General features: G+C 70.2%; 23 protein-coding genes. 15 read left to right on the top strand and 8 right to left on the bottom strand.

Annotation, left to right across the window (positions count from 1 at the left end):
• The first annotated feature begins 77 nt into the window (after positions 1-77).
• On the top strand, positions 78-1148 hold the full coding sequence (gene dapC / locus ACQPWU_RS52195; protein ID WP_433434269.1) for a succinyldiaminopimelate transaminase: 1071 nt from the start codon (positions 78-80) through the stop codon (positions 1146-1148).
• Between the two features lie 93 nt (positions 1149-1241).
• Entirely contained in the window at positions 1242-1898 is a 657-nt protein-coding gene (locus ACQPWU_RS52190; RefSeq protein WP_433434267.1) for a DUF4178 domain-containing protein, read from the top strand.
• 168 nt (positions 1899-2066) lie between these two features.
• Here the strand turns inward: ACQPWU_RS52190 and ACQPWU_RS52185 are convergent, their stop codons facing one another.
• The gene (locus tag ACQPWU_RS52185) at positions 2067-2927 is read right to left on the bottom strand and encodes a hypothetical protein (RefSeq protein ID WP_433434266.1); all 861 of its coding nucleotides are present in this window, start codon (positions 2925-2927) and stop codon (positions 2067-2069) included.
• Between ACQPWU_RS52185 and ACQPWU_RS52180 the strand changes: the two genes are divergently transcribed.
• The 6 genes from ACQPWU_RS52180 (at position 2926) to ACQPWU_RS52155 (ending at position 7781) form a co-directional block, all read left to right on the top strand.
• Positions 2926-3759 carry a 2,3,4,5-tetrahydropyridine-2,6-dicarboxylate N-succinyltransferase gene (locus tag ACQPWU_RS52180; protein WP_433434264.1) on the top strand — a complete coding sequence of 278 codons (834 nt, stop codon included), beginning with the start codon at positions 2926-2928 and terminating at the stop codon, positions 3757-3759. The two genes, ACQPWU_RS52185 and ACQPWU_RS52180, sit on opposite strands and share 2 nt — an antisense overlap.
• Positions 3759-4814, top strand: a complete 1056-nt coding sequence (dapE, locus tag ACQPWU_RS52175) for a succinyl-diaminopimelate desuccinylase (protein ID WP_433434262.1) — start codon at positions 3759-3761, stop codon at positions 4812-4814. The genes ACQPWU_RS52180 and dapE overlap by 1 nt, the downstream gene beginning before the upstream one ends.
• A gap of 199 nt (positions 4815-5013) precedes the next feature.
• Positions 5014-5811 (top strand): TIGR00730 family Rossman fold protein, encoded by a 798-nt coding sequence (locus ACQPWU_RS52170; RefSeq protein ID WP_433434261.1) that lies wholly within the window; start codon positions 5014-5016, stop codon positions 5809-5811.
• Positions 5812-5822: 11 nt separating this feature from the next.
• Positions 5823-6407 carry a TIGR00730 family Rossman fold protein gene (locus ACQPWU_RS52165; protein ID WP_433434260.1) on the top strand — a complete coding sequence of 195 codons (585 nt, stop codon included), beginning with the start codon at positions 5823-5825 and terminating at the stop codon, positions 6405-6407.
• A gap of 82 nt (positions 6408-6489) precedes the next feature.
• On the top strand, positions 6490-7233 hold the full coding sequence (locus ACQPWU_RS52160; protein WP_433434258.1) for a hypothetical protein: 744 nt from the start codon (positions 6490-6492) through the stop codon (positions 7231-7233).
• Positions 7230-7781, top strand: coding sequence for a DNA-3-methyladenine glycosylase I (locus tag ACQPWU_RS52155; RefSeq protein WP_433434256.1), 552 nt, complete (start codon positions 7230-7232; stop codon positions 7779-7781). The genes ACQPWU_RS52160 and ACQPWU_RS52155 overlap by 4 nt, the downstream gene beginning before the upstream one ends.
• On the opposite strand, the gene ACQPWU_RS52150 is transcribed toward ACQPWU_RS52155, so the two are convergent.
• From ACQPWU_RS52150 to ACQPWU_RS52140, 3 genes are read right to left on the bottom strand one after another with little or no spacing between them, the layout of a single operon-like run.
• Complete coding sequence (locus ACQPWU_RS52150) at positions 7741-10041, bottom strand: polysaccharide lyase 8 family protein (RefSeq protein ID WP_433434254.1); 2301 nt, start codon at positions 10039-10041, stop codon at positions 7741-7743. The two genes, ACQPWU_RS52155 and ACQPWU_RS52150, sit on opposite strands and share 41 nt — an antisense overlap.
• The gene (locus ACQPWU_RS52145; protein WP_433434252.1) at positions 10038-10814 is read right to left on the bottom strand and encodes an enoyl-CoA hydratase/isomerase family protein; all 777 of its coding nucleotides are present in this window, start codon (positions 10812-10814) and stop codon (positions 10038-10040) included. The genes ACQPWU_RS52150 and ACQPWU_RS52145 overlap by 4 nt, the downstream gene beginning before the upstream one ends.
• Complete coding sequence (locus ACQPWU_RS52140) at positions 10811-11587, bottom strand: PaaX family transcriptional regulator (protein ID WP_433434249.1); 777 nt, start codon at positions 11585-11587, stop codon at positions 10811-10813. Before ACQPWU_RS52140 ends, ACQPWU_RS52145 begins: the two co-directional genes overlap by 4 nt.
• 181 nt (positions 11588-11768) lie before the next feature.
• On the opposite strand from ACQPWU_RS52140, the gene ACQPWU_RS52135 reads away from it, so the two are divergent.
• Together ACQPWU_RS52135 and ACQPWU_RS52130 are read left to right on the top strand one after the other, a co-directional pair.
• Positions 11769-11936: a DUF3117 domain-containing protein gene (locus ACQPWU_RS52135; RefSeq protein WP_020545024.1), complete on the top strand. Its 168-nt coding sequence runs from the start codon at positions 11769-11771 to the stop codon at positions 11934-11936.
• A 78-nt stretch (positions 11937-12014) separates the two neighbouring features.
• Entirely contained in the window at positions 12015-13418 is a 1404-nt protein-coding gene (locus ACQPWU_RS52130; protein WP_433434246.1) for a leucyl aminopeptidase, read from the top strand.
• Positions 13419-13452: 34 nt separating this feature from the next.
• Here ACQPWU_RS52130 and ACQPWU_RS52125 read toward each other — a convergent pair whose 3' ends face one another.
• The gene (locus ACQPWU_RS52125; protein WP_360690356.1) at positions 13453-14091 is read right to left on the bottom strand and encodes an O-methyltransferase; all 639 of its coding nucleotides are present in this window, start codon (positions 14089-14091) and stop codon (positions 13453-13455) included.
• Positions 14092-14262: 171 nt separating this feature from the next.
• Here ACQPWU_RS52125 and sigE point away from each other — a divergent pair, with 171 nt between their 5' ends.
• The 4 genes from sigE to ACQPWU_RS52105 all read left to right on the top strand — a co-directional run bounded on the left by sigE (position 14263) and on the right by ACQPWU_RS52105 (position 18368).
• Positions 14263-14895 (top strand): RNA polymerase sigma factor SigE, encoded by a 633-nt coding sequence (gene sigE / locus ACQPWU_RS52120; protein ID WP_433434243.1) that lies wholly within the window; start codon positions 14263-14265, stop codon positions 14893-14895.
• Positions 14895-15416: an anti-sigma factor family protein gene (locus ACQPWU_RS52115; RefSeq protein ID WP_433434240.1), complete on the top strand. Its 522-nt coding sequence runs from the start codon at positions 14895-14897 to the stop codon at positions 15414-15416. Before sigE ends, ACQPWU_RS52115 begins: the two co-directional genes overlap by 1 nt.
• Before the next feature lie 169 nt (positions 15417-15585).
• Positions 15586-17238 (top strand): trypsin-like peptidase domain-containing protein, encoded by a 1653-nt coding sequence (locus tag ACQPWU_RS52110; RefSeq protein ID WP_433434237.1) that lies wholly within the window; start codon positions 15586-15588, stop codon positions 17236-17238.
• A 764-nt stretch (positions 17239-18002) separates the two neighbouring features.
• The gene (locus ACQPWU_RS52105; protein WP_433434235.1) at positions 18003-18368 is read left to right on the top strand and encodes a sec-independent translocase; all 366 of its coding nucleotides are present in this window, start codon (positions 18003-18005) and stop codon (positions 18366-18368) included.
• A 658-nt stretch (positions 18369-19026) separates the two neighbouring features.
• Here the strand turns inward: ACQPWU_RS52105 and ACQPWU_RS52100 are convergent.
• On the bottom strand, positions 19027-20160 hold the full coding sequence (locus ACQPWU_RS52100; protein ID WP_433434232.1) for an Mrp/NBP35 family ATP-binding protein: 1134 nt from the start codon (positions 20158-20160) through the stop codon (positions 19027-19029).
• 160 nt (positions 20161-20320) lie between these two features.
• Here ACQPWU_RS52100 and ACQPWU_RS52095 point away from each other — a divergent pair, with 160 nt between their 5' ends.
• Entirely contained in the window at positions 20321-20782 is a 462-nt protein-coding gene (locus ACQPWU_RS52095) for a MarR family winged helix-turn-helix transcriptional regulator (RefSeq protein WP_433434230.1), read from the top strand.
• A gap of 26 nt (positions 20783-20808) precedes the next feature.
• On the opposite strand, the gene ACQPWU_RS52090 is transcribed toward ACQPWU_RS52095, so the two are convergent.
• Together ACQPWU_RS52090 and ACQPWU_RS52085 are read right to left on the bottom strand one after the other, a co-directional pair.
• The gene (locus tag ACQPWU_RS52090; protein ID WP_433434227.1) at positions 20809-21276 is read right to left on the bottom strand and encodes a DUF1003 domain-containing protein; all 468 of its coding nucleotides are present in this window, start codon (positions 21274-21276) and stop codon (positions 20809-20811) included.
• The gene (locus tag ACQPWU_RS52085) at positions 21266-22477 is read right to left on the bottom strand and encodes a magnesium transporter MgtE N-terminal domain-containing protein (RefSeq protein ID WP_433434224.1); all 1212 of its coding nucleotides are present in this window, start codon (positions 22475-22477) and stop codon (positions 21266-21268) included. The genes ACQPWU_RS52090 and ACQPWU_RS52085 overlap by 11 nt, the downstream gene beginning before the upstream one ends.
• Positions 22478-22547: the final 70 nt, after the last annotated feature.

The raw sequence follows: 22547 nt of genomic DNA, 5'->3' as shown, positions 1-22547 counted from the left end.
CACGGGGGGCATCCGGGTCGGATGCGCCCCGTTGGCGTGCGCTTTTTGAGTACGGCAACGCACAACCCTGGAGAACCGTGAACAAACTGCCCGACTTCCCCTGGGACCGCCTGGAGCCGTACAAGGAACGCGCGCTCGCACATCCCGACGGCATCGTCGACCTCTCGGTCGGCACCCCGGTCGATCCCGTGCCGCAGATCGTCCAGGACGCCCTCGTGCGGGCGGCCAACAGCCCCGGCTATCCCTTGACCCACGGCACCAAGGCCCTGCGCGAGGCCGCGGCCGGGTGGCTGCGCCGCAGGCACGGCGTCACCGTCGACCAGCAGGACGTGCTCCCGCTGATCGGCTCCAAGGAGTTCGTCGCCTGGCTGCCCACCTACCTGGGCGCCGGGCGGGTCGTCTTCCCCGAGCTGGCCTATCCCACCTACGACGTGGGCGCCCGGCTGGCCGGGGCGGTCGGCACGGCCTCTGACAGCACACTCGCGCTCGGCCCTGAGCGCGTGGACCTCCTGTGGGTCAACTCACCGGGCAACCCCACGGGCCGGGTGCTGCCCGCCGAGCATCTGCGCAAGGTGGTGTCCTGGGCACGCGAGCGCGGCACGGTCGTCGCGTCCGACGAGTGCTACATCGAGCTCGGCTGGGAGGCCGAGCCGGTCTCGATCCTCCATCCCGACGTCTGCGGCGGCTCCCACGAGGGGCTGCTCGCGGTCCACTCGCTCTCCAAGCGCTCCAACCTGGCCGGCTACCGCGCCGGGTTCGTGACGGGTGACCCCGTCCTGGTCAAGCGGCTGCTGGAGACGCGCAAGCACGCCGGCATGCTCATGCCCCAGCCCGTACAGGCCGCCATGACGGCCGCGCTCGGCGACGACGCGCACACCGACCAGCAGCGCGAGCTCTACGCAGCCCGCCGCGCCCTGCTGCGGCCCACGCTCGAGCGGGCGGGGTGGCACATCGACCATTCGACGGCCGGACTGTACTTCTGGGCATCGAACGGGCAGAGCGCTTGGGACCAGGTGGCGAAGCTCTCCGAAATCGGCATTTTGGTCGCGCCGGGAGAGTTCTACGGATCGGCAGGTGAGCGGCACATCCGCATCGCCGTAACGGCGACTGATGAGCGGATCGCTGCGGCGGTGCGCCGCCTCCAGTAGGATCGCCCGTCATAAGCCAGCCGAACGGGCTAGAAACGCATAAATAGATAAGGGCTTTTGCCGAGGCAGACCGCGAGTGGAGCGAGCTGATCGATGAGCATGACCTCCATGGTCGTACTCGGGCTGAGCATCGCCACCGTCCTGCTGCTGCTTGGGGCCTTCCTGGCCACCCTGCGGCAAGACAGGAAGGGCCGCACGAGCGCGCCGCCGGCTGAGGTCGCTCCCGTCGAGACCCCGCTGCCGGCGCCGGTCAGCGCGCCCGGGCATGCCGGCACCGACTACACCGACCCTCGCACGATCCGGGTCGGCGACCGGATCGAGGTGCACGGGTCTCCCGCACGCGTGCTCGGCGCCATGCACGTCTCGTGGCAGGGGCATCAGTGGACCGAATACCTCCTGCGGGACGGCTCGCGCCGCTTTCAGTGGTTGTCCGTGGAGGCGCATGCCGGTGATCCGCCGCACCTGGAGGTGCTGCTCTGGACCGACGTGCCCACGCAGGGCATGGTGCCGGCCAAGAGCATGCTGATCATGGAGGGCGTGGAGTTCTTCCCGATCGAGCGGGGGACGGCGGCCTTCCGCAGCGAGGGCGACACGGGCCACCCTGACCGGGGGCTGCTGGACTTCGCCGACTACCGCGCCTCTGACGGGCGGCTGCTGTCCTTCGAACGCATCCAGGGCCAGTCCTGGACGGCCGGCTACGCCCAGCCTTTGCCGCCCGGCTCCATCACCATCGTCCGGCGCGCGTCTTGATCGTTGAATTCTTTACGGCTGCGCACGGTGAGCACCACCCGCCGACGTGGGTGACCGGCCCTCCAGGGTGACGCTTACCGGCTTCCCCGGCGCACCGCCGTAACGGACGCACCTGGCCATCTGGGTGGTCGAGGCGTGGGCCGCCGGACCGCAAGTGGTGGTGCCCGGTCAGGAGAGCTCCACCCGGGTGGTGGTGGACTTGCCGCCCTGCTGCCAGCCCTCGAGCTGCATGTCGTTCGACCACGTCGCGCCCGCGTACCCCACGTGCCTCAGCGCGTACTTCTCGGCATGGGCAACCGACCAGGCGGCGATCAGCCACCCGCGTTTCTTCGAGGTGATGGCCGTGCTCCCGAGCGCCCTGGCCAGCTGCTTGCGGGCCTCTTCCGTACGGGGCTGCGGCGCCGGGGTCTTCTTGTCCGGCGGATACCAGCAGCGGACGGACTGGGGGACACGCCCGGTGAAGGCGGCGGCGAGGATTTTGGCGTCCCCCTCGTGCTGCGCGTACGCGTAGCCGCCCGCCGAGCGCTGCACCGCCTGGGCCGCCTCGGCCAGCGGCACCTTGCGGTAGTTCTTCACCTTGACCAGCGCGGCGAAGAACTTGTTGGTGGCGTAAACGGGATCCATGAGCTGCTTCTTGGCTCCCCAGCCCTGCGACTCGCGCTGCTGGAACACGCCCACCGAGTCGCGGTCGCCCCAGTCGAGGTTGCGGAGCTTCGACTCCTGCAGCGCCGTGGCGTACGCGATCACCACGGCCCGCTCGGGCAACCGGCGGCGCGCGGCGACGGCCGCGATGGTGGCGGAGATCTGCGCCTGCTCGGGGTCGAGATAGAGCTCGCTGCCAGAGGTGCGCACGGTGCAGTGCGCCTCCTCGGGCGCGGCCAGCGGTGGGGTCTTCTTCAGCAGGTGGTAGAGGCCCACGGATATGGCGACGGCCAGCACGACCATGATGATCGCGATGGTGATGACTCCACGGGAGAAGCGCAGGCGCACCCTGAAGAACCTACCCGGCCGGATAAGCTCCGTGGCCATGAGTGACCTGAGCAGCTCCTCACCGATATCCGCGGTGGTGGACGAGTTGTGGGAGCGCCGCGAGGAGCTGTCGCCGGCCGATGCGGAGGCGCGCCAGCTGATCGTCGGCGCGGTGGACATGCTGGACAGAGGTGAGGCCAGGGCCGCACGCCTGGTGGGCGGCGAGGTGATCGTGGACGAGCGCGCCAAACGGGCCATCCTGCTCAGTTTCAAGGTGCTCGGCATGGCGCGCTCGCAGGTGGGCGACTTCCAGCACCACGACAGGCACCCGCTCAAGAGCTCGCTCGAAGGGGTGCGCGTGGTGCCGGGTGCGATCGCCCGCTGGGGCTCGTACCTGGCGCCCGGCGTGGTGCTGATGCCGTCTTTCACGAACATCGGCGCGTACGTGGACGAAGGGACGATGGTGGACACCTGGGCCACGGTCGGTTCGTGCGCCCAGATCGGGAAAAATGTGCATCTGTCGGGTGGAGCCGGCATCGGTGGCGTGCTTGAGCCGCCGAACGCGGTGCCGGTCGTCATCGAGGACGGCGCGCTGATCGGCAGCCGATCGATGATCGTCGAGGGCGCCCGGGTGGGCGAGGGCGCGGTCGTCGGTGCTGGAACGATCCTGTCCGGATCCATCCCGGTGATCGACGTGCAGACCGGCGAGGAGCTGGCCCGCGGCCAGGTTCCCGCCTGGTGCGTGGCCGTCGGCGGCACCCGGCAGAAGGAGTTCCCCGGCGGCACGTTCGGCCTGCCGTGCGTGCTGGTGCTCAAGCGCCTGGAGCCGGGGCAGCGACACGACAAGGCGGCACTCAACGATGTGCTGCGCGAACACGGAGTGAACACCTGATGCTTGACCTGACGCAGGACGTACGCGCGCTGACCGCCGCGATCGTGGACATCGAGTCGGTGAGCGGCGGCGAGCGGGCCGTGGCCGACGCGGTGGAGCGGGCGCTGTCCGCGCTGCCGTACCTGAAGGTGGACAGGTCGGGCGAGACGGTCGTCGCCCGCACCGAGCTCGGCCGGTCCGAGCGCGTGCTGATCGCCGGGCACCTCGACACCGTTCCCGTCGCGGACAACCTGCCCAGCCGGGTGGAGGGCGACCTGCTGTACGGGTGCGGCACCTCCGACATGAAGGCCGGCGTGGCGGTCGCACTCAAGCTGGCGGCCACCGTGCCCGCGCCCAACAAGGACGTCACGTACGTCTTCTACGACTGCGAGGAGGTCGAGGCCGAGCGCAACGGGCTCACCCGCGTGGCCAGGGACCACCCCGACTGGCTGGCGGCCGACTTCGCGGTGCTGATGGAGCCGACCGACGGCGTGATCGAGGGCGGCTGCCAGGGCACGCTGCGCGCCGAGGTCACGGTGCGGGGCAAGCGGGCACACAGCGCCAGGTCGTGGTTCGGGGTCAACGCCATTCACGGGATCGAGCCGGTGCTGGCCAGGCTGAACGCGTACGAGGCGCGGCTGCCGGTGGTCGACGGGCTCGAATATCACGAAGGGCTGAACGCGGTCGGCGTCCAGGGCGGCGTGGCCGGCAACGTCATCCCGGACCTGTGCGTGGTGACCGTCAACTACCGCTTCGCGCCCGACCTGTCGATCGAGCAGGCGCAGGAGCACGTTCGCGAGGTGTTCGACGGGTTCGAGGTGAGCTTCGTCGACGCCGCGCCCGGGGCCAGGCCTGGTCTGACGCATCCGGTGGCGGCGGCCTTCACCGCGGCCGTCGGCGGCACGCCCCGCGCCAAGCTGGGCTGGACGGACGTCGCCCGCTTCTCCGCGCTCGGGGTGCCCGCCGTGAACTACGGTCCAGGAGACCCGAATCTGGCGCACCAGCAGGGCGAGTACGTGTCGCTGCCGAAGATCGTCGAGAGCGAGCGGGCCCTGCTGGACTGGCTCACAAAATGAAAGTGGCCTTCCTCGCCGGCCATTTGGCGGGGAAGACCACTTTCAGTCCCGAGCAGCACCCTCGGCAGTTAGACGCGGGGGAGTCGAAATCCGGTTCCCTGGTTTTTGCAAGATTTTTTAACGCGTCGGTTCGCCTGGCTGACCAGGGGTTTCGCGCTCGGAGCGCCTATCGCGCGCAAGAGGAACTAGCGTGGCCAGCATGAAACAGTCACGTCCTGAACGCCGTCAGGGCCAGGCGGTCGTCCGAGGCCGCTTCGTCCCCAGCTCCACGCACGACCAGCGCCTGCTCGCCCGCCAGGGGCCGTCCGACTGGGTCCACATGGACCCGTGGCGGGTGCTGCGGATCCAGGCCGAGTTCGTGGAGGGGTTCGGCCAGCTCGCGGAGCTGCCCCAGGCCGTCACGGTCTTCGGCTCCGCCCGCACCCCCGAAGGGACGCCCGAATACAAGACGGGCCGCGCGCTCGGACGGGCGCTGGCCGAGGCGGGCTACGCGGTGATCACGGGCGGCGGCCCGGGCGTCATGGAGTCCGCCAACCGCGGCGCCAGCGAGGTGGACGGCGCGATGTCGGTCGGGCTCGGCATCGAACTGCCGTTCGAGCAGCGCATGAACGACTACGTCGACCTCGGCATCGAGTTCCGCTACTTCTTCGTGCGCAAGACGATGTTCGTCAAGTACTCGTGCGGCTTCATCGCGCTGCCCGGCGGCTTCGGCACGCTCGACGAGCTGTTCGAGGCGCTGACCCTGGTGCAGACCCGCAAGGTCACGTCATTCCCCGTGGTGCTGATGGGCAGCGAGTTCTGGGGCGGGCTGCTCGACTGGATCAAGGGCATGCTGCTCAGCACCGGCAAGATCGCTCCCCAGGACCTCGACCTGATCACCGTCACCGACGACGTGGACGAGGCCGTTCGCATCATCGTGGACGCCGACCTGGCCCGCTCCCGGCAGCTCGAAGAGGAGATCGAGGCCGCCGAGGCCCAATACGCCGAGCCCCAATAGGCTTCCTCGATGTGAACATCTGCGTCTTCTGCGCCTCCAGCCTGAACATCGACGAAAAGTACATCGACCTGGCCGCACACGTGGGTGCCGAGCTCGCCAAGCGGGGCCACACCCTGGTGAGCGGCGGCGCCACGGTGTCCTGCATGGGTGCCGTGACCTCGGCCGTCCGCGCGGCCGGCGGGCGGACGATCGGCGTGATCCCGCAGGTGCTGGTGGACATCGAGGTGGCGGACGAGGAGTCGGACGAGCTGATCGTCACCGCTGACATGCGCGAGCGCAAGGGGGTCATGGACGCCCGCTCGGACGCGTTCCTCGTGCTGCCGGGCGGCATCGGCACCCTGGAGGAGCTCTTCGAGATCTGGACCGCGCGGGTGCTCGGCATCCATGACCGCCCCTTGGTGATCCTCGACCCCTGGGGCCTGTACGAACCGCTCAAGACGCTGATGAGCCACCTGTACGACGAGGGCTTCACGCGGGCCAACGTCTTCGACGCGATCTCCTGGACCACCACCGTGGACGAGGCGTTCGCCCACCTGGAGTCGCGCGGGCAGCCGGTCAGGCCCAGCGTCGCCGAGCTCGGCGAGGCGGCCGGCTGACCGGCGTGCTCGACGCCCGGAGACGTACGGGCTGCGGCAAGTGTGGGACCTCATGCCCCGATCGTGTGAGTACGATGCCAATGTGCTGGTCATACTCGCCATCGCCGCCATCGCCATCCTGGCCTGCGTGGTCCTGGTCTCCGTCGGCAGGGGCGGTGAGCTGACCGAGTTCCCGCCGGATGTGCCGCCGCTCGACCTGCCAGAGCCGGGGCAGCTCACGGCGGTCGACTTCATGGCGCTCCAACTGCCGGTCAACCTGGTCGGCTACCACACGGCCAGCGTCGACGAGACCCTGCGCAGGGCCGCCAACGCCATCAGCGCCCGTGACACGCGGATCGCGGTGCTGGAGCAGCGGGTCTCGGAGCTGCTGTCCAGCCGGCTGCACGCGCGCCAGGAGGTCTACGCCACGCCGGGGGCCGGTCCCCGTACCGAGCACTCGCCCGAGGCTCCGGCCGTCGCCCGCGAGCTGCCGGAGTCGGGCGACCCCATGTCGTCCAGCGGGTCAACGGTCTCCTGGGACGGCACCGCCGACCTGCGGCACCCGCCGGAGGACCCGGAGTGGCGGATCCCGCCGGGCGACGGCGCCACCGCCGCGGAGGAGGGGGCGGACGCGAGCGAGCCCGCGGCGGCCGACGCTGATGAGCCTGTCGCCGCCGAGTCCTCCGACGCCGAGCCCGGCGACCCCCAGGAAGAGCTCAAGCCGGACGAAGGGCCCGATGAGGCTCCCGGCGAGGTGAAGAGCGGCCTCAAGGCGGAAGGCGAGCCCCCGGGCGGCGAGGCGGCCGTGCGCGTGGCACGCGGCGAGGACGGGGACGAGCGCCCGTGACCGAGCTGATCCGATGCACCTGGACGGGCATGGCGGACCCGATGTACATCGCCTACCACGACGAGGAGTGGGGCCGCCCGATCACTGGCGACGACGCGGTCTTCGAGCGCGTGGCGCTCGAGGGATTCCAGTCGGGCCTGTCGTGGCTGACGATCCTGCGCAAGCGAGAGAACTTCCGCGCCGCCTTCGACCGCTTCTCCATCCCCAAGGTGGCCTCCTACACCGAGCAGGACGTGGAGCGCCTGCTCGGCGACGCGGGCATCGTACGCAACCGGGCCAAGATCGAGGCCGCGATCAGCAACGCGAAGGCCGCCATGGACCTGCCGGAGGGCCTTTCGGACCTGGTGTGGCGCTTCGCCGACCCCGGCGCGCCCGTGCCGAGGACGATGGCCGACGTGCCCGCGACCACCCCGGGCTCCAAGGCGCTGGCCAAGGAGCTGAAGAAGCGCGGCTTCAAGTTCGTCGGCCCGACCACGGTCTACGCGTTGATGCAGGCCATCGGCCTGGTCAACGACCATATTGAGGGCTGCGTGGCTCGTTCACGCTGAGCTCGGCCGTGTGGGTCCGCCCGAGTGACCCGCCGAGCTCGACGGTGACGGCGGGCCGCCGCCCCGGCCGCACCGAGACGGTGTCGTCCGCGCTGACGACGCAGCGTGCCGGGCGGTCCAGCGTCAGCGTCACCGCGTCCACGGTCCTGCTCGGGTCGGCGACGGCCAGGAAGACCCGCCCAGCGGCCCGCCGCACGAGCACCGCGCAGGGCGCGTCCACGGTGACGCCCTCGACGGCGCCCGCCGCCCAGAACGTGGCCGCCACCAGCTCCCGCGTCCGCACGGCCTGCACCAGGGGCGTGTTGGCCGCCACCCGCACGGGACGCGACCCGCGGAACCTCCGCGTCCGCTCGCGCGACGCCCCCGGCAGCAACACGTAGGCGTAGGAGGCGTTCTCGGGGTCCACGCCGTGGTCGAACCAGAAGGTCACGTAACGCCGCGTGACGGGGTCGAACGCGCCGCCCGTGTCGTCGCCCTGGTTGATCTCGCACCACCTGCCGGTACGCGTCTCCACGAGGCTCATCGCCCTCTCCATCACGTAGCCGCCGACGCCCGGCAGGTGCGCCCAGCCGTCCCCCAGGTACGGCTCCGCGTCCGTGGCCCGGTTCTCCACCACGGTCTCGACCGCGCGGCCATCGGAGCCGGTGATGCCGCTGCCCAGCGCCACCACGGCCGTGTCCAGGCAGAACCACGACTTGCGCGCCCGCGGGCCGGTCCCGTCGCCGGCCAGCTCCATGGCGGCGACGCCGTACCGGCTGTCGAGCACCGCCCCGCCTGCCCACGCGTTGGCCGGACAGTAGGCGCTGAAGGACAGGTCCTCGCGCTCACGGGCGCCGACCGTGGTGCCCGGCAGCCGGTACGGGTCCACCGTGGGCCAGAAGTCCTCGCCGAACTGGCCCGGGTCGCTCGTGTAGAGGTAGGTCATGCCGTCGCCGGTGTACCAGCCGTGCAGGTTCTCCCCGTTGATCGCCTCGTAGGCGGCGACGCGCCGTGACGAGAGGCTGATCGCGAACGACCAGCCGGGCCGCCGGTGCACCACCCGGTCCATCGACGGGAACACGAAGTGCCCGACGGGTCCCGTCGCCGCCTCGATGGTCTTGTCGTCCAGCACCGCGACCGCCCGCCGCGTCTCCGGGACGTCCGCATGCTCCAGGTACGGGTGGTTCGTGCCGCGCTCGATCCACCCCTTGGCCAGCTCGCGGAACCGGCCCGCGTACGGCTCGGGCGCGCTCCGCGCGAGCAGCAGAACGGCCCCGATCGCGCCATGACCTGCCACGGCGTCGGAGAAGGCCTGCCGCGTGGCCGCCCGCCCCCTCACGGTGTCCATCAGCAGGCCGTCGTGCAAGAAGGGGGCGAAGGAGCCCTCGACCGCGTCCAGCACCACTCGCCGCCCGGGATCGGTCACCTCCCAGGGAGAGCCGTCGAGCAGCGCGAGCGTCTCGGCGACCGCGATGAGCAGCGACAGGCCGTAGGAGCCGGTGTACGCCACGCACTCGTGCTGGATGAACGACCCGTCGCGGTAGAAGCCGTCGCCGGACTCGGCGTAGCCGAACACGCTGCCGCGTCCGCCGTCCCGCACATCCGACAGGCAGTCGCGGGCCAGCGCCAGCTTGTCCGCGCTGCGCCCGGCGATCCCGCGGAAGGCGACGATGGACGCCTTGTCCGCCCGGTTTGCGCCGCTCTCGGACACCTCGGGGTGACGGGTGCGGCGGTCGGCGTCCGGGCAGAACCGGTCGATCGCCCCCAGGTACGCCTCCAGCCTGGCCGCGTCGAGCCGGTCCCCGAGCAGCACGCACGTGCGGCTCAGCTGGGCCGGCGTGCCGATCTCCCAGAACCACCAGTTGCCCGTCTCAGGCAGCCGCTCGTTGTAGTGCCGCTCGTAGAGCACGTCGAGGGCGTCCACCAGCCGCGCCGCGACGGTGTCGTCGCCGTGCTGCGCGGTGCCCGGCGTGGCCCAGGCCGTGGCGATCCGGCGAAGGCGGCCGTAGCTGCCCGTCACGTTGCCCGGACCGCCGTCCAGTGGCAGGTCCGGCCAGAGCAGGCCGTGTCCACCACCGGGCGACATCGAGGCCAGCCGGCCGCCGGCCGCCTCGCTCAGCCTGGCCAGCGGCCCGGCGTAGACCGGGTCGGAAGGGTCGATGTCGCCGCCGGTGAGCAGCCCGAGTGCGGTCGCACGCAGTCCCTCGAACGCGGCGGCCTGGGACAGGGAGCGGCGGGACGCGGCGGCTTCCCCCGCGGCCGGCCGTGGTGCGGACGTCACTCGGCGTGGAACGTGGGTCGTTCCTTGGCGAGGAAGGCGCGGGTGGCGTTCTGGTGGTCCAGGGTGGCGGCGCATTCGTCCTGGAGGTCGGCCTCCATGGCCAGCGAGTCGGACAGCGAGTGCGTCGCGGCGTAGGCCAGCGCCCGCTTGGTGGCGGCGTAGGCCAGGGTGGGACCCTGCGCGAGGCGTACGGCCAGCTCCTGGGCGGTCTTCAGCACGTCGTCGGCGGCGACCACGCGCGTGACCAGGCCCAGCTCCAGCGCGCGGGCCGCGTCGAGCGGCTCGCCGAGCAGCAGCAGTTCGGCCGCGCGCCCCTGGCCCACCAGGCGCCGCAGCGTCCACGAGGCGCCGGAGTCGGGCGCCAGGCCGATGCCGGCGAAGGCCAGCGCGAACTTCGCCTTCTCCGAGGCCACCCGCAGGTCGCAGGCGAAGGCCAGGGACGCGCCCGCCCCGGCCGCGACGCCGTTGACCGCGGCCACCACCGGCTTGGGCATGGTGGTGATCAGCTCGACGATCGGGTTGTAGTGCTCGCGCACAGTGTCGGCCAGGCCGCGGCCCGCCTCCAGGTTGTCCGCGTGCTCGCGCAGGTCCTGGCCCGCGCAGAAGGCCCGCCCCGAGCCGGTGAGCAGGACGGCTCTGACCTCGCGGTCCTGCGCCGCGTCGCGCAGCGCGGTGAGGAGGCGGTCCTTGGTCGCCGCGGTCAGTGAGTTCATCGCTTCTGGACGGTCGAGGGTGATGGTGGCGACGGCGTCGGCCACGTCGTAGCGGATCAAATCAACTCCCTGTCGACGAACGAGGCGGCTGCGGGCAGCAGCCGGGCGGCCTCCTGCTCGAAGTAGGCTCTGGCCTTCTCGCCCGGCCAGCCGGCGGGCAGCAGCCCGGGCGGCAGGCCCGGGTCGCGGAAGAGGAAATTGCGCCAGCCGTGCACGAGCCTGCTCCTGGTGGCGAAGACCTGGTCCGCGGGAGCCCCATCGGGCAGCGTGCTGATCAGCGTGACAGCCTCGGCCAGCCATTGCTCGTACGCCTCGCCGATGGCGTCCAGATCCCATGCGCGGGCCACCAGCCGGCGCGGGTCGCCCTCGAGCGCGGCGTCGAACCGGTCGGCCCGGACGCCCTCGCTTTCCAGCAGGTTGTCCAGCTCGATCGATGATCGTGGACCGATCCACGTCGTCTCCGACAGCGACGCGTAGCCGAGGAACGCCAGGTCCGCCCTGAGCCGCTCTCTGCGCGGCCGCTCCTTGACCGGCTCGAAGACGATCAGATGCCACGAGCCCTGCCAGGTCAACGTTCCGGCTCGGTAAATTCTCAGCGCCGCCTCGTCCAGTCGCCTGACACACTTCGGCGTGAGTCCGTAGCCGGCTCCCTGCGGCAGCCTGATCGGTCTCAGCCACCCCTGGCGCACCATGCGTGAAACGGCGGTGCGAACGGCGGGAGCGGCTATTTCCAGGGGCTTCATGAGCCTGACGAGCGCGGCGACGGACGCCTGTCCACCGCGCGAGCGCAGGTGGTCTCCGTAGAGGTCGAACAGAGCGGCGCGAGCGTGCACGAAGTCCAGTTTGGACGTCAACGCACGCCTCGACAACGCATTCTGGGAGGAGATCGTTACCCATGAGCGCTCTCGATGCGGGAGAATAGGACATCACAGAAGACGTGAATGCGCCGACCACCCCCCATGGGCGGTCGGAAATCGCGGGCCGCGGGAGCCCAAGGCAGGAAGGGATGCACGCATGGCGGCGATGAAGCCGCGGACCGGCGATGGTCCGCTCGAGGTCACCAAGGAAGGGCGCGGCATTGTCATGCGGGTCCCCCTGGAAGGTGGCGGCCGGCTCGTCGTGGAGATTTCCGCCGACGAGGCAAAGGCGCTCGGCGAGGCGTTGAAGAACGTCGTCGGCTGAGAGCTCCCGTTAGACAGATTGATCCACGACCCTGGCGTAATCCGGCGCCAGGGTCGCTGACGTTCGAGGAGATGTCCCGTGCCCATTGAGACCACTGCGTCGGTGGTCGCCGAGGTTCCCGACGGCGCCGAGCTCCTGGCCGTCCCCTACACCTCCGACCTCAGCCCCGAGGTCGAGCTGCACCTGCCGGTTTCCGATCTGCTGGCCCACTACGAGGCCAAGGGCGAGGCGGGGGAGATCATCGAGGTTCCCGTGGCACGGGCAGGCGGCGTGGGACGCGTCCTGCTCTACGGCGTGGGCGACGGCTCGCCGCGTGCCCTGCGCAAGGCCGCTGCGGCGCTGGCCCGCAGGGCCAAGGGCAGGGACACGCTGACCGTGGTGCCGCCCGAGGGCGACGTGGCGGCGTTCGCCGAGGCGGCGTTGCTGGCGGCGTACTCGTTCAAGATCGGTAGTGAGGGCAAGAAGCCGGTGCGGGCGCTGACGTTCGCGGGCGCCGACGCGGCGCAGGTGCGGCGCGCGCAGGTCGTGGCGCAGGCGGTGGCGCTCGCCCGCGACCTGACCAACACACCCTCCTCCGTCAAGGACCCCGCCTGGCTGGCCGAGCGGGCCGCCGAGCGCGGGGTGCCCGTGCGGGTCTGGGACGAGGAGCAGCTCCAGGCCGACGGGTTCGGCGGCATCCTCGCCGTCGGTAAGGGCTCCGCCAGCCCGCCCAGGCTCATCCAGCTCTCCTACACGCCCGCCGAGCCGACCGACCGGCACGTGGTGCTGGTGGGCAAGGGGATCACGTTCGACTCGGGCGGGTTGTCGCTCAAGCCGACCGAGAACATGAAGACCCAGAAGACCGACATGGCGGGCGGCGCGGTCGTGATCGCCGTGCTCGGCGCGCTGGCCGAGCTGGGCGCCCCCGTACGGGTCACCGGGCTGATCGCGTCCGCCGAGAACATGCCTTCCGGCACGTCCCAGCGGCCCAGCGACGTGATCAGACATTACGGCGGGCGCACGGTCGAGGTGCTCAACACCGACGCCGAGGGGCGGCTGGTGCTGGCCGACGCGCTCGCCTACGCCGACGCCGTGCTCGATCCCGACGCGGTGGTGGACATCGCCACGCTCACCGGCGCGATCACGGTGGCGCTCGGCCGCAACGTCGGCGCCGTCTACGCCTCCGACGACGTGCTGGCCAAGCAGCTCCTCGACGCCGCGGAGACCAGCGACGACCGGCTGTGGCGGATGCCGCTGATCGAGGACTACAGGCCCGCGCTGGAGTCGTCGATCGCCGACCTGGCCAACGTGGAGTCGGGGTCGAGGTTCGGGGCCGGGTCGATCACAGCGGCGCTGTTCCTGCGGGAGTTCGCGGGGCGGCGTCCGTGGGCGCACCTGGACATCGCCGGGGTCGGGCGCAGCACGGTGGACGAGGGCACGCTCACCAAGGGTGCCACCGGGTTCGGAGTCCGCCTCCTCCTGGAGTGGCTCGCCGGCGCATAGTCGGCGATCCCCTCCCGGAGTGGCTCGTACGCTCCTAGTCAGCGATCTTGATCGCGGCGAGCAGGCCGTCGCCCAGCGGCATGAGCACCGAGCGGAGGCGGTCGTCCGACTGAACCAGTTTGCCCACCTCGCGCAGCGCCACCGTGTCGGTGTCGCGCTGCGCCGGGTCGGCCACCCGGTTGCGCCACAACATGTTGCCGAAGGCCACGATGCCGCCCACGCGGAGCAGGCGGATCGCCTCTGCCAGGTAGTCGGCGTACTCCTGCCTCGCGCCGTCGGCGAACACCAGGTCGTAGCCGCCGTCCGACAGCCGCGGCAGCACGTCGAGCGCCCGGCCCGAGATGAGCCGCACCCGCCCGCCGGAGAAGCCGGCCTCGGCGAACGCCTGTCTGGCCAGCCGCTGGTGCTCAGGCTCGACGTCGACGCTCGTCAGCGTGCCGTCCGTACGCATGCCGCGTAGCAGCCAAAGGCCCGAGACGCCGCAGCCCGTGCCGATCTCTACGACCGACTTGGCGTTGACCGCGGTGGCGAGGAAGCACAGCGCCGCCCCGCCGCCGGGAAGGATGGGTGTGGCCCCCATCTCCAGCCCGCGTTGCCGCGCCGCATGCAAGACCTCATCTTCCTGATGGAACTGCTCTGCATAGGCCAGAGTGGCCTCCACCGGACTGGTCATCGGCCGCCTCCCCCCACTTTCGTGCGATTGGTCCGCGTGATTGGCACCGATCGCAGCCTAGGGGAGACGCGCCGGGACGGGAACTCAGGAGGCTCCCAAGGCGTTGCAGGTTTAGACGGGCTTTGCCGGTCCGAAGGCAGCAGTGCGCACGAAGGGACGAAACCAGGCACTATGGCGGTAGCGGTGGTCCCAAAGAGAGGAGTTCTGGTGGACGAAAGCGACCACCAGGCAGATACTCCCGTGTCGTCTGACTGGACTCCTCCTACGTGGGAGGAAGTCGTGCGGACACATTCCGCACGCGTGTATCGGCTGGCATACCGGCTGACCGGCAACGTCCATGATGCCGAAGACCTGACCCAGGAGGTCTTCGTCCGGGTCTTCAGATCGTTGTCGAGCTACACCCCGGGCACGTTCGAGGGGTGGCTGCACCGGATCACGACGAACCTGTTCCTCGACATGGCGCGGCGCAAGCAGCGCATCAGGTTCGAGGGGCTCGCCGACGACGCCGCCGAGCGGTTGCGCGGCCGGGAGCCGTCTCCGGCACAGGCGTTCGACGACGCCCATCTGGAGCCCGACATCCAGGCCGCCCTCGACGCGCTCGCTCCGGAGTTCCGGGCCGCGATCGTGCTGTGTGACATCGAGGGCCTGTCTTACGAGGAGATCGCGGCCACGCTCGGCGTCAAGCTGGGTACGGTCCGAAGCCGTATTCACCGTGGCCGGGCGCAGTTGCGGGAAGCACTCGATCATCGAGCCCCCCGTAATTCTGAACTCCCCCCGACCGTGATCCGTGGGGAGGAAGTCTGATGACTCATCTTGGAGAACGCGTTTCGGCGCTCGTGGACGGTGAACTCAACCACACCGAACGCGAACGCGCGCTGGCTCACTTGACCTTCTGTGGTGACTGCAGGCGAGAGGTCGAGTCGATGCGGGCGCTCAAGTCGCGCCTGCGTGCGCTGGAAGGGCCGGCGATGCCGGCCGACCTGACGATGTCCCTGCTCCGGATGGCGGAGCCGGGAGGGCCGCTGCCCCCGAGGGAGCGCCCTTTTCCTTCCCGCACGTTCGGCGGGGTGCCCATTCCTGGCCCGCACACCATCGCTCCGCCGGACAACCGCCCGCGCAGGGACACCACTGGTGGGGCTTCGGGCCCGGGGCGCGGTAGGCGGCGCTCGACCTACGTGGCTGTAGGGGTGGTCTCCGCGGCCGTCGCCCTCGGCACCTTCTTCGCGACCACCGGCGTGGGGCAGAACAACCCGGCGCCCCCGGTGGAGCTGTTCCAGCAGCCGCGGACCCCGCCGGCGAGTGCGCCTTCGACCGCCACTCCTTGACCTGCGGCTATGCCTGGGAGACCAGGACTTGGCGTACTCGGCAGCGCATGGGGCATACGATCTGGTTTCGGGGATTTGTCACAAGCGATTCCTGACAAATGCTTTATAACCCTCGTATGCCGCACGAGCGAGGATTGCGGTGGCCGAGCCAAGGAGTGGTGAGACTTAGATGACCGACGAGACGCGTCCCACCGAAGGTCGCACGACGTCGGACTACCCCGAACCACAGGGGCGGCCGGACTTCCTGCCCGCGGACGACTCGCCCGAAGTGCCGAGCCCGCGGCAGGAGCCGCCCGCCTCGTTCGGCACTTCTTGGGGCGATCCATCGGGACGCCCCACCTCGGGGGTGCCACCGTACGGCGGTTCGCCGCCAAGCGGCGCTTCCTATGGCGGGCCGTCGTTCACCACCCCCCCGTTCAGCGCCTCCAACTCCTACGAGAGCCCCTCGTACGGCAACTCCTACGAGACTTCTTCGTACGGCAGCTCTCATGGGAGCCCCCCGTTCGGCGGTGGCCCGGACAACGGGACGCGCGCCTATGAGGCCCCGCTGTTCGGCGGCCCGCCTCCTTCCGGTCCTCCCGGTCCTCCCGGTCCGTCAGGTGGTGGGACGCCGCTGCCACCGCCGCGCCAGGCGCTTCCCATGGGCACGGGCTGGGCGCCGCCGCCTCCGGGCGCGCAGGGCGTTCCCGGGCCGCGGCGCATGCCGAGCACCGCCTTCCTCGTCTCGACCGCCGTGGCCATCGCGCTGGTGGCCTCGTTGTTCGGCAGCGTCGGCACGTACCTGCTCACCAGGCCGAGCGGCGGCAGCGACCCCTCCTACAGCCTCGGCCCCTTGCCGACCGGCGCGACCAACCGGGAGCCCGGCTCGGTGGCGGGCGTGGCCGCGCGGGTGCTGCCCAGTGTCGTCTCGATCGAGGCCGGCACCACCACCGAGGGCGCGACCGGATCAGGCTTCCTGATCAAGAACGGCTACGTGGTCACCAACAACCACGTCGTCGCCCTGGCCGCCAAGGGCGGCGAGATCCGGATCATGTTCAACAACCGGAAGACCACCTCGGGCCGCATCGTGGGCCGCGACCCCGGCTCCGACCTGGCCGTGGTGAAGCCGGAGGACACGTTCGGGACGCCGGAGATCACCCTCGGCAACTCCGACCAGGTCGTGGTCGGCGACCCGGTGATCGCGATCGGCTCCCCGCTCGGCCTGACGGGCACGGTGACGACCGGCATCGTCAGCTCGCTCAACCGCCCGGTCATCGCGGGCGACGAGACCGGCACCAGCACCGAGGAGCCCGCGTACATCAGCGCCATCCAGACCGACGCCGCCATCAACCCGGGCAACTCGGGCGGGCCACTGGTGAACGGCAAGGGCGAGGTCGTCGGGGTGAACTCGGCCATCGCCACCCTCGGCCGTTCGGAGAGCAGCCAGAGCGGCAGCATCGGCCTGGGCTTCGCGATCCCGGTCAACCAGACGCGGCGCGTGGCAGAGGAACTGATCACGACCGGCAAGGCCAAGCGACCCAAGATCGGCATCGTCCTGGACAAGGACTACAAGGGCCAGGGTGTGAAGATCGCCTCTGGGCCGAGTGGGGGGCGCCAGCCGGTGGACGCCAACGGGCCCGCCGACAAGGCCGGCCTTAAGGCGGGCGACGTGATCCTGGAGATCGACGGCCTGACCCTGCAGGACGGGAACGAACTGATCGCCCTGATCCGCAGCAAGGCACCGGGGTCCAAGGTCACCATCAAATACCAACGCGCCGGCAAAGACCACACGGCCACCCTCACCGTCGTAGCCGAAGACGAGCCCACCCCGACGCCGTCCTGACCCTTTTCTCCGCCCGTGTCCGGTGGCTGATGTCCCGCCGCGACGCGTCCCATCCTTGGGGTCCTTTACGGCTGCGCACGGTGGTTGATGTCTGCTGCGACGTTCGCCCCGTCTTGGGTGCCCGTCCTTAGGGTCCTTTACGGGCGCGATAGTGGTCGGTGTCCTGCTGCGACGCTCCGCCCGTCCTGGGTGCCCGTCCTTGGGGCCCTTTACGGCTGCGCACGGTGGGCACCACCCGCCGACGTGGGTGACCGACCTTCCAGGGTGACGCTTACCAGCTTCCCCGGCGCACCGCCGTAACGGACGAGCTCGGCCGTCTGGGTGGTCGACACGTGAGCCTGGAAGGCCGACACACGAGCCTGGGCAGGTGATACGTGGGCCTGGGCGGGTGACGTGTGGAGCTTGGACCCGTACGCTCCGCCACGACGGACCTGTCCGCCCACCCACAGCGCGACCCATAAGCTCCGCCGCAACGGGGCCCATTCCGACTCATGCGCCCGCTGCAACGCGACGCTCACCGGCCGCGTGCTCGAGGTCGGCAGCACCTCGGCGGTTGGCTGAGTGGTGTCAGTGGGGGATTGGGCTGGTCGGTGGTGGATGGGGGGTGAGGTGGCGGAACGGGGATGGGAGGCGGTGGGAGGGGTGTATGGCGGGGTTGTCGGTGATATGACCGAGGGGGACGACCGACCTACCCATAGAAGCCTTTAGTCTGTGAATAGGCCGGGGATGTCCTCGGAGAGGTTGGACTGCGGTAGGAGCTCACGGTGTTCGGACTCGGGTGGATGGAGGTCGGAGCGCTGATCGTCATCGCGCTGCTCGTCTTCGGTCCCGACAAGCTGCCTCAGGCCGCCTCGCAGGCAGGCAAGACGCTGCGGAATCTGCGCCGGATGGCGAACAACGCTCGTGACGACCTGCGGACCGGTCTGGGCCCGGAGTTCGCCAACTTCGACCCCGCCGACCTCAACCCGCGGAACTTCGTGCGCAAGCACCTCCTCGACGACCTCGAGGACGACTGGAACGACAACAAGCCCCGTGAGCTGGAGCCCGCCACCACGGCTCCGTACGTCTCCCAGCCGGTGGACGAGCTGGGCTACGGGGAATTGCCCCCTTACGACTCAGAAGCGACCTGACGCCCTAAAAGCCGACCACCTAGAGGGCTCGCAGCGGCTCATAGGACCCGCCCGGACCGCACCCCATGCATGCGGGGCTCAAACGGCTCCTGGCCCGCTCCGGACCGCTTCGCCTTCCCCGCTTATAGCCGCCGGACCCCAAACCGCTTATATGGCCCTCTGGGGTCCTCAGAGCCCTTTACAGCGGCCGGTGGCGGATGCCAGGACTCAACCCCGGCCGCGCCACGGCTCCAGGGCCATGCCACGGCCCATGGGCCATCGCCCCGACTCGGCTCCGGCAAGTGGTCATGCCCGACTCGGGGCCGTGCGGTGGTCAGGTGGCCGTGTCTCTGCTTCTTCCCCTCGCGTCCTCTCTGGGGGTCGACCCGGTTCACGTGTCGACCACCCAGACGGCCAAGCTCGTCCGTTACGGCGGTGCGCCGGGGAAGCCGGTAAGCGTCACCCTGGAAGGTCGGTCACCCACGTCGGCGGGTGGTGCCCACCGTGCGCAGCCGTAAAGGACCCTAAGGACGGGCACCCAGGATCGGGCGGAGCGTCGCAGCAGGACACCGACCACTATCGCGCCCGTAAAGGACCCTAAGGACGGGCACCCAAGACGGGGCGAACGTCGCAGCAGACATCGACCACCGTCGCGGCCGTAAAGGAGCCAGAGGATGGGTCAGCGGGGGGAGAGGTTGAGGTGGAGGCCCTTGAGGCTGGTGGAGCGCTTGCTGAGGCCGTCGGCGATCTTTCGGAGTTCGGTGGCGGCCGGGGAGTCGGGCTCGGTCAGGACCAGGGGCTTGCCCTCGTCGCCGCCCTCGCGGAGCCGGAGGTCGATCGGGACCTGGCCCAGCAGCGGGACGCGCGACCCCAGCGTGCGGGTCAGCGCGTCGGCGACCGTCTGGCCGCCGCCCTCGCCGAACACCGCGATGCGCTCGTCGCAGTGGGGGCACGGGAGCCAGGCCATGTTCTCGATGACCCCGGCGATCTGCTGGTGCGTCTGCGCGGCGATCGAGCCCGCCCGCTCGGCCACCTCTGCGGCGGCCATCTGCGGCGTCGTCACGACCAGGATCTCCGCCGTCGGCAGCCGCTGCGCCACCGAGATGGCGATGTCGCCGGTGCCCGGGGGCAGGTCGAGGAGGAGTACGTCGAGGTCACCCCAGTAGACGTCGGCCAGGAACTGGTGGAGCGCCCGGTCGAGCATCGGCCCGCGCCAGACCACCGGCGTGTTGCCCTCCGGCTTGAACATCCCGACCGAGATGACCTTGATGTCGTGGGCCATCGGCGGCATGATCATGTCTTCGACCTTGGTGGGCCGCTCGGCGGCGCCCAGCATGCGCGGGATGCTGTGGCCGTAGATGTCGGCGTCGACGATGCCGACCTTCATGCCGTTGGAGGCCATCACGGCGGCCAGGTTGACCGTCACGGACGACTTGCCGACCCCGCCCTTGCCGCTGGCCACCGCGAACACGCGGGTCAGCGAGCCCGGCTGGTTGAACGGGATCTCCTTCTCCGGCCCGCGGTCGCCCCGCAGCTTGGTCTGGAGGGCCTTGCGCTGCTCGGTGCTCATGACGTCGAGCTCGATCTGGACGCCCGTCACCCCGTCCAGCTTGGCGACGGCGTTCGTGACGTCACGGCGGATCGTGTCCTTCAGGGGACACCCCGCCACGGTGAGGAAGACGCCCACGCGCACCACGCCGTCGGGAGCGATATCGATGCTCTTGACCATGTCGAGGTCCGTGATCGGCCGACGGATCTCGGGGTCGATGACGGTGGCGAGGGCGGCCGTCACCTGTTCCTGGGTTAGTGCCATCGAAGTCTCGGCACGAGGGAGTGCCGTCCCTCCTTAGTCGGTATATGTGTGACAGGCGCAGGACGCCAGTGAGGATGCCCCTCCATGGTATGAACCGGAGGCCTCGCTGAGTTAATCCGTACTGTTAGATGTCTGTGCAACAACGTCTTAAGGTTACTCCGTGACTCTTCTGCGCGACGAGGGCCTGACCGCCGAGGAGCTGGCGATCTGGCGGATGTTGCAGCGCGCCCAGGTGCGCATCACCCGCCACCTGGAGGCGGAGCTGCTCGTCGCCCATGACCTGCCGCTGGCCTCATATGAGGTTCTCATGCAGCTGGCCGAGGCGCCGGAGCGGCGGCTGCGCATGAACGACCTCGCCGACCGCGTCCTGCTCTCCCGCAGCGGCCTGACCAGGCTGATCGACCGGTTGCAGCGCGACGGGCTGGTGTCGCGCGAGGCGTGCGCCGACGACGCCCGCGGGTTGTTCGCCGTGCTGACGGACCACGGTGCGGCGCGACTGGCCGAGGCCACGCCGACCTACCTGCGCGGCGTCAGGACCCACTTCCTCGGCCTGCTGGGCGCCGGGGAGCTCTCCCGCATACGGTCGATGGTCGCCAAGCTCGACATCACCGGTGCTCCCTAGACTCCTCCAGGAGCCGCCGCGCGGCGTCAGCGGCGTTCCTTCAGCTCCTCCAGGAGCCGCCCGAGCTCCGCGCGCAGGTAGTCGCGCGTGGCCACCTCGTTCAGCGCCAGCCGCAGCCCCGCGATCTCCCTCGTCAGGTACTCGATCTCGGCCTGGTTGCGGTCGGCGGCCTCACGGTCCTGCTCGTACTGGATGCGGTCGCGGTCGCTCTGCCTGTTCTGGGCGAGCAGGATCAGCGGCGCGGCGTAGCTGGCCTGCAGCGACAGCATCAGTGTGAGGAAGATGAACGGGTACGGGTCGAACTTGAGGTTCGGCGGCGCGACCACGTTCCAGATCACCCAGAGCCCCACGAACACGGTCATGTAGACGATGAACCGCGCGGTGCCGAGGAAGCGGGCGATCTGCTCCGAAAGGCGGCCGAACGCCTCCGGGTCGTAGTGCGGCCGCAACGTGCGGCGCAGGGCCCGCGGCTGGTCCAGTCGTTCAGTCGTCACGGTCGTCGGCCCTCTCGCGCCAGTCCTCGGGAAGCATGTGGTCGAGCACGTCGTCGACCGTCACCGCGCCGACGAGCCGGCCCAGCTCGTCGACGACGGGGGCGGCGACGAGGTTGTAGTTCGCCAGGTAGTAGGCGACCTCGCGGAGGGAGAAGTCCGGCCTGATCGGGTCGATCGACGGGTCGATCACGCCACCGAGCAGGGTGGACGGCGGCTCGCGCAGCAGCCGCTGGAAATGCGAGACGCCCAGGTACGTGCCCGTGGGCGTCTCCGTGGGCGGCCGGCTCACGTAGACCTGGGCGGCGACGGCCGGCGACAGGTCCTGCTGCCTGATGTGGGCGAGTGCCTCGGCCACCGTGGCGGTGGGCGGCAGGATCACCGGCTCGCTGGTCATCACGCCGCCCGCGCTGGTCTCCGGGTATGTCAGCAGGCGCCGGACCGGGGCCGCCTCGTCCGGCTCCATCAGCGCCAGCAGCCTGGTCGCCTGCTCTTCCGGGAGGTCGTGCAGCAGGTCGGCGGCGTCGTCGGGGCCCATCTCCTCCAGCACGTCCGCCGCTCGCTCGGGCTCCAGCGTGCCCAGGATGCTGATCTGGTCGTCCGGAGGCAGCTCCTCCAGTACGTCGGCCAGCCGGACGTCGTTCAGGGCGCGGGCGATCTCGATGCGCCGCTTGCTGGGCAGGTCGTGCAGCGCGCTGGCCATGTCGGCGGCCCGCAGGGACTCGAACGCGGCGATCAGCCGGGCGGCGCCCTGGTCCTTCTGCAGCTTGTCGAACCCGGACACCTCCTCCCAGTCGACGATCCGGGGCTCGCGCCGCCTGCCCTTGTAGAGGGCGACCTTGGTGATCTCCCAGGTGGACGGCTTGACCTCCTCCATGGCCACGTCGTAGACGGTCATGGGTTCGCCCTCGACCTCGACGGCCAGGTCCAGCATCTCGCCGACCACCAGCGTCTCGGTGGCGCGCTGCTCGAACCTGCGCATGTTGAGCCGCCCGGTGAAGACCACGGCTCCCGCCTCGATGCGGCGTACTCGGGTGATGGGAAGGAACACCTTGCGGCGCGGCTGCACCTCCACCACCAGGCCGTGAACGTTTGGCCGGCGGCCGATGCGCAGACCGACCACGACGTCCCTGACCCGGCCGATCTGGTCTCCCGCAGGGTCGAAGACCGGGGTCCCCGCGAGCCGGGCCACGAAGATCTGCACGTGGTCAGGCTAACAGTGCTCATCCATTGCGCCCCCGACGCCTCACATGTCAGTATCCAACGTGCTTAAC

The sequence above is a fragment of the Nonomuraea sp. CA-141351 genome (assembly GCF_050944675.1).
GTDB lineage: Bacteria > Actinomycetota > Actinomycetes > Streptosporangiales > Streptosporangiaceae > Nonomuraea.
Note: the sequence above shows the minus strand (reverse complement) of the source record. Positions and strands in the feature narration are given on the sequence as shown.

Excerpts from the sequence above, each read along its gene's own strand:
- ACQPWU_RS52190 (WP_433434267.1), top strand. The coding sequence starts at position 1,242 with ATGAGCATGACCTCCATGGTCGTACTCGGGCTGAGCATCGCCACCGTC.
- ACQPWU_RS52180 (WP_433434264.1), top strand. The coding sequence starts at position 2,926 with ATGAGTGACCTGAGCAGCTCCTCACCGATATCCGCGGTGGTGGACGAG.
- ACQPWU_RS52185 (WP_433434266.1), bottom strand. The coding sequence starts at position 2,927 with ATGGCCACGGAGCTTATCCGGCCGGGTAGGTTCTTCAGGGTGCGCCTG.
- dapE (WP_433434262.1), top strand. The coding sequence starts at position 3,759 with ATGCTTGACCTGACGCAGGACGTACGCGCGCTGACCGCCGCGATCGTG.
- ACQPWU_RS52170 (WP_433434261.1), top strand. The coding sequence starts at position 5,014 with ATGAAACAGTCACGTCCTGAACGCCGTCAGGGCCAGGCGGTCGTCCGA.
- ACQPWU_RS52135 (WP_020545024.1), top strand. The coding sequence starts at position 11,769 with ATGGCGGCGATGAAGCCGCGGACCGGCGATGGTCCGCTCGAGGTCACC.
- ACQPWU_RS52125 (WP_360690356.1), bottom strand. The coding sequence starts at position 14,091 with ATGACCAGTCCGGTGGAGGCCACTCTGGCCTATGCAGAGCAGTTCCAT.
- sigE (WP_433434243.1), top strand. The coding sequence starts at position 14,263 with ATGGCGGTAGCGGTGGTCCCAAAGAGAGGAGTTCTGGTGGACGAAAGC.
- ACQPWU_RS52115 (WP_433434240.1), top strand. The coding sequence starts at position 14,895 with ATGACTCATCTTGGAGAACGCGTTTCGGCGCTCGTGGACGGTGAACTC.
- ACQPWU_RS52110 (WP_433434237.1), top strand. The coding sequence starts at position 15,586 with ATGACCGACGAGACGCGTCCCACCGAAGGTCGCACGACGTCGGACTAC.
- ACQPWU_RS52100 (WP_433434232.1), bottom strand. The coding sequence starts at position 20,160 with ATGGCACTAACCCAGGAACAGGTGACGGCCGCCCTCGCCACCGTCATC.